The organism is Cryobacterium sp. TMT4-31 (assembly GCF_004403385.1).
In the GTDB taxonomy this organism is placed as follows: Bacteria; Actinomycetota; Actinomycetes; order Actinomycetales; family Microbacteriaceae; genus Cryobacterium; species Cryobacterium zongtaii.
In genome coordinates, this window is record NZ_SOGI01000074.1 from 194,449 (window position 1) to 208,494 (window position 14,046).

General features: G+C 69.9%; 12 protein-coding genes. 5 read left to right on the top strand and 7 right to left on the bottom strand.

What is annotated here, in order from left to right; translation table 11 throughout:
- Positions 1–44: 44 nt before the first annotated feature.
- The 4 genes from E3T19_RS18565 to E3T19_RS18580 all read right to left on the bottom strand — a co-directional run bounded on the left by E3T19_RS18565 (position 45) and on the right by E3T19_RS18580 (position 3,548).
- Entirely contained in the window at positions 45–1,106 is a 1,062-nt protein-coding gene (locus E3T19_RS18565) for a hypothetical protein (protein ID WP_088455664.1), read from the bottom strand.
- Between the two features lie 109 nt (positions 1,107–1,215).
- A complete protein-coding gene (locus tag E3T19_RS18570; protein ID WP_134409543.1) occupies positions 1,216–1,482 on the bottom strand; it encodes a protealysin inhibitor emfourin in 267 nt (88 codons plus the stop codon).
- Between the two features lie 92 nt (positions 1,483–1,574).
- Positions 1,575–2,720: a M4 family metallopeptidase gene (locus E3T19_RS18575; RefSeq protein WP_134409544.1), complete on the bottom strand. Its 1,146-nt coding sequence runs from the start codon at positions 2,718–2,720 to the stop codon at positions 1,575–1,577.
- 66 nt (positions 2,721–2,786) lie between these two features.
- Positions 2,787–3,548 carry an SDR family NAD(P)-dependent oxidoreductase gene (locus E3T19_RS18580; RefSeq protein ID WP_088455667.1) on the bottom strand — a complete coding sequence of 254 codons (762 nt, stop codon included), beginning with the start codon at positions 3,546–3,548 and terminating at the stop codon, positions 2,787–2,789.
- A gap of 144 nt (positions 3,549–3,692) precedes the next feature.
- Here E3T19_RS18580 and E3T19_RS18585 point away from each other — a divergent pair, with 144 nt between their 5' ends.
- Positions 3,693–4,571, top strand: coding sequence for an LLM class flavin-dependent oxidoreductase (locus E3T19_RS18585; RefSeq protein WP_134409545.1), 879 nt, complete (start codon positions 3,693–3,695; stop codon positions 4,569–4,571).
- Positions 4,572–4,777: 206 nt separating this feature from the next.
- Here E3T19_RS18585 and E3T19_RS18590 read toward each other — a convergent pair whose 3' ends face one another.
- Genes E3T19_RS18590 through nirB form a run of 3 tightly spaced genes read right to left on the bottom strand, consistent with a single transcriptional unit; the run spans position 4,778 to position 9,904 of the window.
- A complete protein-coding gene (locus E3T19_RS18590; protein WP_370291491.1) occupies positions 4,778–5,950 on the bottom strand; it encodes a uroporphyrinogen-III synthase in 1,173 nt (390 codons plus the stop codon).
- 2 nt (positions 5,951–5,952) lie between these two features.
- Positions 5,953–7,053: a uroporphyrinogen-III C-methyltransferase gene (gene cobA, locus E3T19_RS18595; protein ID WP_134409546.1), complete on the bottom strand. Its 1,101-nt coding sequence runs from the start codon at positions 7,051–7,053 to the stop codon at positions 5,953–5,955.
- A 4-nt stretch (positions 7,054–7,057) separates the two neighbouring features.
- Entirely contained in the window at positions 7,058–9,904 is a 2,847-nt protein-coding gene (gene nirB, locus E3T19_RS18600) for a nitrite reductase large subunit NirB (RefSeq protein WP_134409547.1), read from the bottom strand.
- 251 nt (positions 9,905–10,155) lie between these two features.
- Here nirB and nirD point away from each other — a divergent pair, with 251 nt between their 5' ends.
- The 4 genes from nirD (at position 10,156) to E3T19_RS18620 (ending at position 14,014) form a co-directional block, all read left to right on the top strand.
- Positions 10,156–10,608, top strand: coding sequence for a nitrite reductase small subunit NirD (nirD, locus tag E3T19_RS18605; protein WP_088455672.1), 453 nt, complete (start codon positions 10,156–10,158; stop codon positions 10,606–10,608).
- On the top strand, positions 10,605–11,414 hold the full coding sequence (locus tag E3T19_RS18610; RefSeq protein ID WP_134409548.1) for a sirohydrochlorin chelatase: 810 nt from the start codon (positions 10,605–10,607) through the stop codon (positions 11,412–11,414). Before nirD ends, E3T19_RS18610 begins: the two co-directional genes overlap by 4 nt.
- A gap of 70 nt (positions 11,415–11,484) precedes the next feature.
- A complete protein-coding gene (locus tag E3T19_RS18615; RefSeq protein ID WP_134409549.1) occupies positions 11,485–12,366 on the top strand; it encodes a hypothetical protein in 882 nt (293 codons plus the stop codon).
- A 229-nt stretch (positions 12,367–12,595) separates the two neighbouring features.
- Positions 12,596–14,014: an MFS transporter gene (locus tag E3T19_RS18620; RefSeq protein WP_088455675.1), complete on the top strand. Its 1,419-nt coding sequence runs from the start codon at positions 12,596–12,598 to the stop codon at positions 14,012–14,014.
- Positions 14,015–14,046: the final 32 nt, after the last annotated feature.

Genomic DNA, 14,046 nt, shown 5'->3' on the forward strand with positions numbered 1-14,046 from the left:
CGGTCCACTCGGCGAGTATGCCGAGTGGACCGCGGCGTGTTGCCCTACAGCTGGGTGGAACGGCGACGCACCAGCATCACGGTGAGGAGGATTCCACCGATCAGCAGCGCTCCGGCCGCAATGAGGAACACCGGCAGGGCGTCCGTACCGGTCTCAGCCAGTTCGGTACCGTAGCCGGCGCCGCTGCCGCCGCCGCCGGCGATGGGGATGAGAGGGTTCGCCGACGGGGTGGGAGTCTGGCCTGCCTCGACGGTAGGAGGCGTTGCCGAGGGGGTGGTGACCGGAGGCGTCGCCGAGGGGGTGGTGACCGGCGGTGTCGGGGTGGGGATGACGCTTCCGGCGGGCAGGATCCGGTGGGTGAGGGAAGCGGTGCAGGTCAGCAAGGAGCCGCCGCCGTTCACGGAATCGTTGCACTGACGGATGGTCACGGGCAGCGCCGCGCTGACTGTCGACGGATCGACCGTGCAGGTGACGCGAAGTGCGGCGCCGCCACCGTTGACGGAGCCGTTGCATTGGGTGATGGTGGCCGAGGTGGTGGTGGACACCGGAGCACAGTTGAGCGTGGGTTCGGGTCCTTCCGCACCGGAACCGCCGCACTGGTCAACAGTTGCGGGGGACGTCGTGGCATCGCCGACGATGACGTTCTCCACCGATACGTTGCAGGTGGCGATCGACCCGCCGCCGTTGGCGGAGTTGTTGCACTGATCGACGACGGTGGTGGCGGTGGGGAAGCTCACCGGGATGGTGGTGCAGAGCAGTTCGCCGACCGGGCCTTCACAGGTGCGCACGGTGATGTCCGAGCGGGACAGGCCCGTGTCGAGGTCGAGGTAGTTCGTGATGGTGACGTCGCAGGCGATTTCGTTACCGCCGCCGTCCTGGATGTAGTTGCACTGGTTGACCGTGCCGGGCACCGGGGCCGCTGAGGCGGGCGCCTGCGTGGTGCCGAGGATCGCGGCGGCGGCAACCACCAGGCCGAAGGTGACGGCGAGGCCGCGCCGCAGCAGGGCACCGGGTCGCCCGGCGGCTGGCCGGCCGGCTCTGCGGCGTGAAGCGGCGGCGCCCGCGACGCCAGGAAGTGATGATGCAGACGAATATGCCGTTGCCATGATGGCCCCCCTCGATGGGGCCCCGTGACCCCCTTTCGAGTCACGTTATCAGTATCGCCGGGCGTGCGTTATTACAGGGTGCTAACGACACGATGTTCGGTGCTCTGCGTCAGCGTTCGCTCGCCGCGCGCACCCTGTCGATCAGGTCTTTCCAGGCGCCGTGCACCTGTGGTTCGGCGAGCACCACCTCGTGCGGGGCACACCGGATGCGGTACACATAACGGTCCGGCATCAGTGCGCTGTCTACGGCCTCGTCCCAGGGCAGTTCCTCAAGGAAACGCATCCACGCGGCAGCATCCGGTTGCTCGTCAACCTGCACGTCCCAGGTGACCCGGAGCCCAGCGATGCCTCCGCTGCGTGAGACGACGACCTTCATGGCCCCATGGTACGTCCGGCCGGGGCCACGATCGGGGATGTCGGCATGATCGAAGGCGGCTTGCCAGCGAACGCTGAACCGACGCCGCCGCGTCAGGAGGCCGCTCGCAGCGGATCGAAGACCACACCCACTCCGGTCCACCCCGCCAGAACCGCGGCGTGCTCGGCGGAGCCCGCGCCATAACGGGTGATCGCGGCCGTCGCCGTCGCCGTCGCGAATGCGGTGAAGTCGGCGTTCACGGCGAGGGTGGGGCCGGTGAGCGTGTCGTACCAGATCTGCCCCGGCGCCTCCCACGCGTTGCCGCCGAGGGCCTCGGCGACCAGATAGAACGCCCGGTTCGGGATGCCCGAATTGAGGTGCACTCCGCCATAGTCGTCTTCGGTGTCGATGTAGCCGTCCATCGAGGCCGGCTGCGGATCGGTGCCGAGAACATCGTCGTCATAGGCGGTGCCCGGAGCCTTCATCGAACGCAGCGCCTGGCCCTGCACCTGCTCGGTGAAGAGCCCTGCGCCGATCAACCAGCTCGCCGACCGGGTGTCCTGGCCGGCTGCGAACTGCTCCACGAGGGCGCCGAAGACATCCGACACCGATTCGTTGAGCGCACCGGACTGGCCCTGGTAGGCGAGGTTGGCGCTGTACTGGGTGACACCGTGGGTGAGCTCGTGCGCGATCACGCTCAACGAGATCGTGAACCTGTTGAAGACCTCGCCGTCGCCATCGCCGAACACCATCCGTTCGCCGTCCCAGAAGGCGTTGTCATAGTCCCGTCCGTAGTGCACCGTGGCGTCCAGCGGAAGGCCGCGCCCATCGATGGAGTCGCGCTGGTACTGGCTCCAGTAGAGGCCATGAGTGTCGCCGAGGCCGGTGTATGCCTCGTTGACCGCCACGTCGGCGACCGGGGGTTGACCTTCGGTGCGCACGGTGCGGCCGGGCAGCCGCTGCAGCTGACCGGCGTCGCTGATGGTGCGGGTGCTGACGCCCGGCACGGCCTCGACGGGTAGCGCGGGCAGCGCGCTGGTGCGGCGCTCGAAGCGCAGGCTGCGGATGGGGTCGTCGACGCGCAACGATCGCCGGGCGGCCTCGGCCGCGGCCTCGAAGCGCGGGTCCTCGACCGCGGCCAGGTGCTCGAGGAGGTAGGGCGGCACGACGCCGCACCGAAACGGCGGGGCGGATCGGCCATGGCCGTGCGTGCGGCCGGGGAACGGGACGGGGCTCTGAGTCTGGTCTGTGCCTGTCATGCGGTGAGTCTGGCAGCACCGTCCGAGATCCGCACCCCTCTCATGCGACGACAGGGAGACCGGATCTCATATTGCCGACCAGCCGCCGTCCGACGCCAGGACGATGCCGGTCACATTGGCCGAGTCCGGACTGGCGAGCCAGGTGATGGTGGCGGCGAGTTGCTCCGAGGTGGCCACCGGAGGCAACACGTGCTGGAACACCGGGCCGAGCACCGACCCGGCCAGGGGAGACCGCATCGGAGCCTCGATGTTCGTCTGAACCCCGCCGGGCGCGACCGCGTTGCAGCGGATGCCCTGGGCCGAGTACATCACGGAGGTGTTGCGGGTCAGACCGATCACGGCGTGTTTGGACGACGTGTAGGCGACCCCGGCCGCGCCGCCGCGAAGGCCGGCCTCGGACGTGACGTTGACGATCGACCCGCCGCCGCCGGCCACCATGATCGGCAGTGCCCCGCGGATCAGGCGCATCATGCCGGTCACGTTGATGCCGAAAACCCGCTCCCAGGTGGCGTCGTCGACCTCGGCGATCGGGAGGAAGCCGTCCATGACACCGGCGACGTTGGCGACGACGTCGATGCGGCCGTTCGCCGCGGCGACCAGCCGTGTGGTGGTGTCCTGGTGGCTGATGTCGCCGTCGACGGTCACGATGTCGAGGTCGCCGAACTGGTCGAGGAGCTCCTGCAGACGGGCGGGAACCACGTCGCCGGCAATCACCCTGGCGCCCTCCCTGGCCAGTCGCACGGCTGTCGCTTTTCCGATCCCGGAGCCGGCTCCGGTGACGATGGCGGTCTGGCCGGCGAACCGGCCCGGGGTCACAATCGGGTCCATCGGGGTGCTCCTTTGCAGATCTTCCTCGAGTGCGGCGCGGCGCCGACGCACCAGTCATAGCACCCTCTGGTCGCCCCGGCGCGGGGTAGGCGGATGCGGGGACTCCGGCCGCCCGGCTGCCCGGTGGGTTTGTAGACTGCCGGTATGCGCCACGGAATCGTCATCCTGCCCCAGTTCGACTGGCCCGAGGCCCGCCGGAAATGGCAGGGCGCCGAGCAGTACGGTTTCGATCACGCCTGGACCTACGACCACCTGTCCTGGCGCAGCCTCGCCGATCAGCCGTGGCAGGCCACCATCCCCACCCTGGCGGCCGCGGCGGCGGTCACCGACCGGATCCGGTTGGGCACCTTCGTCGCCTCACCGAACTTTCGGCATCCGGTGCCGTTCGCCAAGGAGGTCGCCACGGTCGACGACATCTCCGGCGGGCGGATGCTGCTCGGGCTGGGATCGGGCGGAACGGGCTTCGACGCCTTCGTGCTCGGGCAACCGACATACACCCCGCGTCAGCGGCACGAGAGGTTCGCCGAGTTCGTCACCGACCTCGACCTGCTGCTGCGCCACGAGAAGCCGGGAGCGGGCGGTTTCGACTTCGCGGGCGACTGGTTCACCGCGGTGGACGCCCGTATGGTGGGCCGGCCGGCGCAGCAGCCCCGGGTTCCGTTCGTGATCGCCGCCAACGGGCCGAAGGGCCTCAAGCTCGTCGCCGAACACGGTGCGGGCTGGGTGACCACGGGCGCCGACGGTGCCGTGGGCGAGGAATGGTGGAGCGCGGTGGCGGCGCTGGTCCACCGGCTGGAAGACACCCTCGCCGCGGCGGACCGGGCGCCGGGCTCTCTGGACCGCTACCTCTCGCTCGACAGCGGCGGGGCGTACTCGCTGGAGAGTGTCGGTGCCTTCAATGACGCCGTCGGCCGGGCCGGCGAGCTCGGCTTCACCGACGTGATCAGTCACTGGCCCCGGCCCGACGGCATCTACGCCGGCTCGGAGTCGGTCCTCGACGAGGTCGCCGCCCGCCTCACCTAGCTGCAGCTGACACACCCCACTCGCCACCCCCGCGCAGCGGGGAGTGCCCGCCGAGTTGCCGCACTACGCCGCTTCGGGGCGGGCGAAGGGGCACTTTGGCGCACATCGGCGCAGCACGTTTCGTCGAATCGCCGAAAGGTGCCCTGGCAGAAGGGCCTCAACTGGCAACTCGAGTGGCCTCCTGCTGAGCGAGCGCGAAGCGTCCGCTACACGTCGATGCGGTAGCCGCGTTTGATCACCGTGGCGACCAGCGCCGGCGCCGGCAGGGACTGGCGCAGCCGGCTGATGGCCACATCGACGGCGTGGTCGTCCTGGATTTCGGGCAGCGCGGCCGTCAGATCGGCGCGGGAGAGTACCGACCCCCGTGCGGCGAGCAGGGCGCGCAGAAGGGTGAGCGACGTCGGCGGCAGCAGGGCGGATGCGCCGGCGACAGACACCCGCCGTCCGCGCAGTTCCACCGGACCGTGCCGGCTGTCCAGGCGCAGAACCCGTTCGTCGGCGAGGTAATCGCAGACCAGCTTGATCAGCGCTCCCATGCGGAACCGTTCCGGCACGATCGGGGTGATGCCGGCCGCGAGCAGGGGTGCGGCGGTGACATGCCCGACCGCGGCGGCCACGACAGGTCCGCGCAGGGCCTCCTGCAGAGCTTCGAGCCGGCCGACGCCATCCGCCGCGCCGAAGAGCGCCTCGACAGCGGGTGCGCTGGTGAACGTGACGGCGTCAAGCGACCCGGTGCAGACCGCGTCGATGAGTTTGAGCACCCGGCTGGAGTCGTCGGGCAGCAACCACCGGTATGGCGCGACGGTGAGCACCGTGGCACCGGCGTCGAGCAGCCGCTGGATCTGGGACTCGTCGGTGAACCCGTGTAGCTGCACGGCCACCGTCAACCCGGCCGCGCCCTCGCCGAGCACCTTGTCCACGAGCGAGCTGGTGGTTTCCTCGTCGCTCATGCCGGAGTCGTCAAGGTTGGCGGCGCGGATGGCGCCGCGAGCCTTGGGGCCGCGCACGAGGATGCGGCTGTTCTCGAGGGTCTCGGTGAGGTCGTGGCCGAGCCCGGCCGCATCCGCTGCTTCGAGCCAGCGACGGATGCCGTACGACGTGGTCGCCAGCAGGATGTCCGGTCGGCCGGCGATGATCGCCGCGGTATCGGCGGTGATCTGCGAGTCGTCGGCCGCGGCAGCGATGCGGATCGCCGGGGCATGCAGAACATCGGCGCCGCGTCGTTCGAACGCGGCGATGAGGTCCTCACTCCGGCGGTCGGACGTGACTCCGATGCGGAAGCCCTCGAGCTGGTCCGGTCGGAAGCCGGGCAGCCCCGCTTCTGTTCCGATGTCGTTAACTGTGTCTCCGATGGTTCTGGTGGCTGACGTGTCAGGCAGGGTTACCTCTGGCCTGAGAGTGTAGCGGCGTTTGCGAGCACTTCAACGGCCGCGGCGTCGTCGCACTGGGCCAGCCGCACGACCTCGCCGATCACGAGCACGGCGGGGGAGCGGGCGCCGACCTCGCCGGCGACCCTCACCACGGTTTCGATGTCGGCAACGGTGGTGCGCTGGTGCGCGGAGAAGCCGCGCTCGATGATGGCGATGGGCATGTCGGCGCGCATGCCGTGCCGGGCCAGGCCGCTGGCCAGGTGCGGCAGGGTGCCCACGCCCATCAGCACCACGATGGTGCCGCCCAGGCCCACCAGGTGGGCCAGCTCCTCCTCGCTGAGCGGCAGGTGACCGCTGAGCACCGTGAACAGGCGGGAGACGTCGCGGTGGGTGACCGGGATGCCCGCCAGCGCCGGCACGGAGATGGCGCTGGTGACCCCGGAGATCACGGTGACCGGAACTCCGGCGGCCCGGCAGGCGGCCATTTCTTCACCGCCACGGCCGAACACGAAAGGGTCGCCGCCCTTGAGGCGCACGACGGTGAGGCCGGCGCGGGCGCTGGTCACGAGCAACTGCTCGATCTCGGCCTGCGGTACGGCGTGGTGGCCCGGATGTTTGCCCACGTTCACCAGTTCGGCTCCGGGCGCCCACTCGTCGAGCCTGTCGTGCGGACCGAGCCTGTCGTAGTAGACGATGTCGGCGCCGCGGAGCGCGGTGAGCGCGGCGACGGTGAGCAGGTCGTCGTCGCCGGGACCGCCGCCGACGAGGGTGACGTGCCCGGGCCTGGACACCGGGGCGGCCGCCTCCCGGGTGAGCCAGACCGATTTCTCGGCGCAGGCGGCGACGAGCAGCGGCTCGTCGTGCGCGGGCAGGTCGACGGCCACGACGAGGTCAACGGCGGAGACCAGGTCGCGCCAGCCGCGCGGCGAATGCGGCCAGGCCACGGCGCGCACGAGAGGGTTGGGCACCTCGTAGGTGTCTGCCGCGAGGTAGAGCACGGCGCCCGCAGCGCGGTACCGGGCGATGACCCGGCGGGCGGGGCGGCTCCCGCCGATGATGAGCACGCGGCGACCGGTCACGTTCAGACCGATGTCGAGGGTTGGATTCGGCATGGCACTATTCTCCGTCTACTGGAGCGGTGTGAGCGGTTGTGTGTCGCCCGGAGTCGTTCCGCCCGGTTGGAGGCAGGTCGGTGTCGTTCCGGTCGGCCGGCCGCAGGGGGATCCGGGCGCCGGAGAGCAGCACCGGCCCGGTGGCCGGGGCGGTGTCGTCGGGCTCGTTGACGCTGACACCGAAGAAGTCAGCGCCGGTCTGCACCGTGCCGCTCTGTACAGTGCTGGTCTGACCCGCATCCGTCGGTGCCGCCTCCGCCAGCGCCGCGCGCTCGCCGGGCCAGGCCGGGCGCGGCTGGCCGCGCTCGAGCACCTGCACGATCGCCGGGTCCGGCGTGGTGGGCGCGTTCACGAACGAGCGGAACCGGCGGAGCCTCTCCGGATCCTTCAGGGTCGCCGCCCATTCGTCCTCGTAGCTGCCCACGTGCGCGGCCATGGCCAGTTCCAGTTCGGCGGCCAGGCCCAGGCTGTCGTTCACGACAACATCGCGCACATGCTCGAGCCCGCCGGGCAACTCCTCCTGCCACCGCGCGGTGCGCTGCAGCCTGTCGCCGGTGCGGATGTAGTACATCAGGTACCTGTCGATGTAGGCGATCAGGGTGTCGTCGTCGAGGTCCTGGGCGAGCAGTTGTGCGTGCGCCGGCTGGAAGCCGCCGTTGCCGCCCACGTACAGGTTCCAACCCACATCCGTGGCGATGATGCCGATGTCCTTACCGCGGGCCTCGGCGCACTCACGGGCGCAGCCGGAGACGCCGAGCTTGAATTTGTGCGGCGACCGCAGCCCCCGGTAGCGCAGCTCCAACTGGATGGCCATCGATACCGAGTCCTGCACGCCGAACCGGCACCAGGTGCTGCCCACGCAGCTCTTCACGGTGCGCAACGACTTGCCGTAGGCCTGACCGGATTCGAAACCGGCGTCCACCAGGATCGTCCAGATCTCGGGCAGCTGCTCGAGACGGGCACCGAACAGGTCAATCCGCTGCCCGCCGGTGATCTTCGTATAGAGGTTGTACTGCTCGGCGACCTCGGCGATCACCTTGAGCTTGGCCGGGGTGATCTCCCCGCCCGGGATGCGCGGCACCACCGAGTATGTGCCGTCCTTCTGCATGTTGGCCAGGGCGCGGTCATTCGTGTCCTGCAGGCCGCCACGGCCGGCATCCAGCACATAGCCGTTGGTCTGGGTGGCCAGGATCGACGCGATGGTCGGCTTGCAGATGTCGCAGCCGAGGCCGGTACCGAAGCGCTCCATGATGTCGTCGAACGAGGTGAGCTGCAGGATGCGCACACTCTCGAACAGTTCGCTGCGGCTGAACGCGATGTGCTCGCAGAGGGCCTTGGACACCTCGACGCCGGCCTTGCGCAGCTCGGTCTCGAGGATCTTCTTGACCAGGGGGACGCAGGAGCCGCACTGGGTGCCGGCACGGGTGCAGGCCTTGAGCGGGCCTAGTTCGGTGCAGGCCTCGCCGTGGTCGCCGCGGACGGCTTCGCGCACCGCGCCGACCGACACGTTGTTGCAGGAGCAGAGCTGCACATCGTCGGGCAGGTCGCTGTTCGCGGGCGGTTCGGCGCCGGCGGCGGAGAGGTAGGCGCCGGGCTCCGCGGGCAGTTCGCGGCCCAACAGGGGCCGGAGCGAGGTGTACGGCGAGGCGTCGCCGACGAAGATGCCGCCGAGCAGGGTCTTGGCGTCTCCGGTGACCACGATCTTTTGGTACAGGCCGCGGGCCGGGTCGGCGTAGACCACCTCGAGACAGTGTTCGGTGCGGCCGAGGGCGTCACCGAAGCTGGCGACCTCCACCCCGGAGAGCTTGAGCTTGGTGGCATCGTCGATGCCGGGGAAGACGGCTTCGCCGCCGTGCAGCCGATCGGCGGTGACCTCGGCCATGGCGTTGGCCGGGGCGACCAGTCCCACGCAGACGCCGTCGATGCTGGCGACCTCGCCGATGGCCCAGATCCCGGCTACCGAGGTGCGGCAGTCGTCGCCGATGACGATGCCGCCGCGCGGGCCGAGCTCCAGACCCGCGGCCCTGGCGAGTTCGTCGCGCGGGGTGATGCCGATGGAGAAGACCACGAGGTCGGCGTGCAGCTGGCTGCCGTTGGTGAGCGAGACACCGAGGACCCGGCCGGTGGGGGAGCGCAGGATCTCGGTGGGCCGGGTGCCGAGCGCCAGGGCGATGCCCTGCGCGCCGATCAGTCGGCCGAGCGCCTGGCCGGCGCCCTCGTCGAGTTGCGCCGACATCAGCCAGTCACCCGAGTGCACCAGGGTGGATGCGGCGCCGAGCCTGGCGAGACCGCCGGCGGCTTCCAGGCCGAGCAGTCCGCCGCCGACGACGACGACATTGGCCGGGCGCCCCAGGCGCTCGCGCAGCCGGCCGATCTCGCCGACGAGGAAATCGACGTCTTCGATGGTGCGGTACACATGACCGGCCTCGGCGCCGGGGATGGGCGGCACGGTGGCGGCGGAGCCGGTGGCGAAGACGAGGTCGTCGTACCGCACCCGTTCACCGTCGGCGAGGGTGATCGCCTGTGCCGCGGTGTCGAGGCCGACGACGCTGCTGCCGCCGCGGTAACTGATCAAGGCGGCGTCCCACAGGGCGGTGTCGCCGAGGGTGAGGTCTTCGGAGTCGACCAGGCGGCGGGACAGCGCCACCCTGTCGTAGGGCAGGTGCGGTTCCTCGCCGAATACAGTCACGGTGTGCTCGACGGTCCCGGTGTTGCCGGATGCGGTGGCGCGGGCGGCCATCGCCTCGGTGAACCGGTGCGCGGCGGGGCCGCCGCCGATCACCACGACGCGTCGGGGCGTGCCGGGGACGTCTGCGGCGGCGTCGGCCGCTGCGGGGGTGACGTGGTCCATGGAGTGCCTTTCCGAGTGGTGAGCTGTTCCGTCAGCCTAAATTTCGGCGATTTCCCGACCGTGTCGCCCGGGTAACGGAGTGTGACGGGGTCCTCACGTCGTTTCGGGCAGCGTGAGAGGTCTTCGTTACGCGATCGTCACGGCCCCGCACGATGACCGACACGAGGTCTGCCTACCGTGGATGCCAGGCCGCACCGACGTCGCCGTGACCCAGACCGTGTCATTCGCCCGCAGAACCACTGGAGGACCCCGTGCACACAACGCCCACCCACCCGCACGACTCTGCTGGCCACGACTCTGCTGGCTCCGCGGACTGGACCAGCGTCTGCGACCTCGACCGACTCGAACCGCTGTGGGCCGAGGCAGCGCTGATCGACGGCGTGCAGGTGGCCCTGGTGCTGCTGCCCGACGGCCACCTGTTCGCAGTATCCAACCAGGACCCCGCCACGGGCTCCTGCGTGATGAGCCGCGGCATCGTCGGGTCGCGCGGGGACCGGCCCACCCTGGCCTCCCCACTGCACAAGCAGGTTTATGACCTCGAAACCGGGGAGTGCTTCACCTCTGCCGACTACGCCCTGCCCACCTTCCCGGTGCGCGTCGATCACGGCACCGTGCAGATCCAGGTGCCGGGCAGCGCGCACGGCCGGGCCGGCGAGCGGGCCGAGACCGAGCTGTCCGACACCGTGGAATTCGCCGCAGCATGACGACCGCCCCGGTGTTGCTCGCGACCTCGCACGGCACCAGCGACCCGGCCGGTCAGCGGGCCGTCCTGGCCCTGGTCGACGCCTTGGCCGCCGCGGCGCCGCACCTCACCGTGCGGGGCGGTTACGTCGATGTGCAGAGCCCGGATGTGCCCAGCTGCCTCCGCGCCATCGCCGCCGAGTCCTGCCCCAGCGACACCGGCCCTACCGACTCAGGCCCCGCCGATGGAGCCGACCGCCCCGTCGTGATCGTTCCCCTGCTGCTCTCGGCCGGCTACCACGTGCGCGTCGACCTGGCCGAGGCCGCCGACGACGCCGGGCAACCCGTCCGGGTCACCGGGGCACTCGGCCCCGACTGGCGGCTGGCCCGCATCTTGGCCGACCGCTTGCACGAGGTCGGCCTCAGGCCCGACGACACCGTGGTGCTGGCCGCGGCCGGATCCACCGATGCCGACGCGGTCGCCGACTGCCACGCCATGGGCGACCGCCTCGCCGCCGTGCTCGGCCGCCCGGTGACCGTCGGGTTCATCTCTGCCGCCCAGCCCCGCCTCGCCGCAGCCGTGCTCGCCGCCCGCGCCGCAGCACCGGTGCGGGTCGCGGTGGCCACCTACCTGCTGGCCCCCGGCTACTTCGCCGGCTTGGCCGAACGGTGCGGCGCGGATGTGGTGAGCCGCCCGCTGCTGGTGGACGGCGAGGCACCGCCGCGCGAGCTGGTGGACGTGGTCATCGACCTCTACTCCTCCAGCGCTCGACTCGAGCTGGCCCTGGCCGGTCTGCCCTGGTCGTTCAGCCGCGGCCGCACCGACTGACGCGAGCCGGTACCGGTACGCCGGTGTCAGTACGCCGGTGTCAGTACGCCTCTGTCAGTAGGGTCGAGGCATGAACCTCGATGCCTATCCGACCAGAGTGATGCTGATGGCCGAGTACTGCGCCGGGCTCCCGTTGTGGGACCGCTCCCCGTCGCCCGACGCGTGGGGCGGTCCATTGCCTCGCGGTGTCCTCGGCCTGTCCGACGACCTGGAGAACCGTCTGGTCGGCTGGAACTCGCGATACGAGCTGCTGATGGGGCAGAACCAACAGGAGTGGCCGTCGCCGGCCGAGCACCTCGCTTTTGTCGTCGACGGACACCTCCTTGCCGCGGAGCTCCAACAAGAGTTCGGATCAGCCGTCGTCGTTCTCTACCTGGACGCGGACGCGGAGCGCTCCCGTGCTCCCCAGACCTCCCGTGCTTCCCAGACCGCCACCCCGCCTGCCGCGGCCTGGCACGCCGTCGGCGGGGACGGTCAGACGTTCAGCCCGGCGCCCCCGCGATCGTCAATCGTGGAGCAGATGTGGGCGATGCCCGACGCCGAGTTCAGAGCTATGACCCGCACCGTCGATGTTGCGGCGTGGGTGTGGACGCCCGGCCGTACACCGACGCGGATTCTCCTCGAGCCGCGGGACGGCGGCCTCCCGCTGCGGAACCGGTCGCCTCTCCTCGACCTGGTCGACGACAGGCTTGAACCGGCGGTGCTGGGCCTGTCCGGGCCGCTCGTCGGCCGACTGGCCGACTGGAACGAACGCTGGATCGCGGTGACGGAGCCGACTCTGGGTTACCTGATCGACGGGCACGACCTTGCCGCTGCGGTGCAAACCGAGGTGGGACCCGAGATTCAGGTCTTGTTCCCGGAGGCCGATCGGGCCACGTCACAGCCCAGCAACGAGATGCGCCAGATGCTGCACCGAGTGCAGGCCCTCCGCGCCGCGGACGGCTCCGAGTAGGCCCGCGTTCCGGCGAGCGCCGGAGGAGGATGTGAGGCCGGGACCGACCGGGATACCCGGTCCCGCCTGGCTTTGTGTCGGTCATGTGACGGAGGCCTATCAGCGGCCCGTTGCGGGTGTGAGTACACGGTGATCGAACGGTAACTGCGGCATCCGCTGCCGGAAACACGGCCTGCGTAACGTCGGCGACACGTACTCACAGTGCACCATTTCTCGCGAGGAGAACCTGATGACCCCGACGACCGGCACCGCGACAGCCCCGCCCGCCACGTTCACCGCCCCCGCCGCATCCGCCGAACTGGTGCACCGCCCGGGCCGGTGGATCGACAACTGGAACGCCGAGAACCCCCAGCAGTGGGCCAATGGGGGCAAGGCCATCGCCTCCCGCAACCTCAAATGGTCGATCTTCGCCGAATTCCTCGGCTTCGTCATCTGGCAGCTCTGGAGCATCGTGGTGGTGCAGCTGCCGAACGCGGGCTTCACCTTCGACACCGGCCAGATCTTCTGGCTCATCTCCATCCCCACGCTCGTGGGGGCCACCATGCGGTTTCCGTACACCTTCCTGGTGCCCAAGTTCGGCGGCCGCAACTGGACCATCATCTCCGCGGGCCTGCTCCTCATCCCGTCGATCGCCCTGGGCTTCGCTGTGGGCAACCCGGACACCCCGTTCCCGGTCATGCTTCTCATCGCAGCGCTCGCCGGGCTCGGCGGCGGCAACTTCGCCAGCTCGATGTCGAACATCACCTACTTCTACCCGCAGAGCCAGAAGGGTTACGCACTCGGCCTCAACGCCGCCGGCGGCAACCTCGGTGCCGCTGTGGCTCAGTTGATCGTTCCGATCGTGATCACCCTCGGCGCCCTCGGCACGCTCAACCTGCCGCTGGCGGGGTTCTTCTGGGTGCCGTTCATCCTGCTCGCCATGTTCGGCGCCTGGAAGTACATGGACAACCTCTCCAACGCCAAGGCCGACTTCGCCGGCTCGATCGCCGCGGTGAAGGAACCGCACCTGTGGATCATGGCGTTCCTCTACATCGGCACCTTCGGCTCGTTCATCGGCTTCGCGAGCGTCTTCCCCAAGCTGATCGCCGACCAGTTCCCCGACTACTCCTCCTTCCAGGTCGTCTCCGCGTCACTCTCGCTGGCCTTTCTCGGCGCGCTCACCGGCTCCCTGGCCCGACCGTTCGGCGGCCGCCTCGCGGACCGGTTCGGCGGCGCCCTGGTCACCGTCTTCGCCTTCGGCGTGATGGCCGCCGGGGCGGTGCTGGTGAACCTGGTACTGCCACTCGGTAACTTCTGGCTCTTCCTGGTCAACTTCCTGCTGATCTTCGTGGCCACCGGGGTCGGCAACGGCTCCACCTACCGCATGATCCCCAGCGTCTTCGCCGCCAGGAGCGGGGTCGCGGATGCGCACAAGGACTCCGGCGATGTCGGCACGCAGCGGAAGACCGCGGCCGCGCTCGGCCTGATCTCCGCGATCGGGGCCTACGGCGGGTTCGTCATCCCGCAGGTGCTCGGATTCTCGAAGACCTCCACGGGTGACTACTCCAGCGCGATCTACGCCTTCGCCGGCGCCTATCTGGTGATGATGGCCGTCACCGCGTTCGTCTACCTCCGCCGCAACTCCTCCGTGGCCGGACACCGCATCTAGCTCCCGCAGCATCCGCGAAAGCGGTCGTTCGG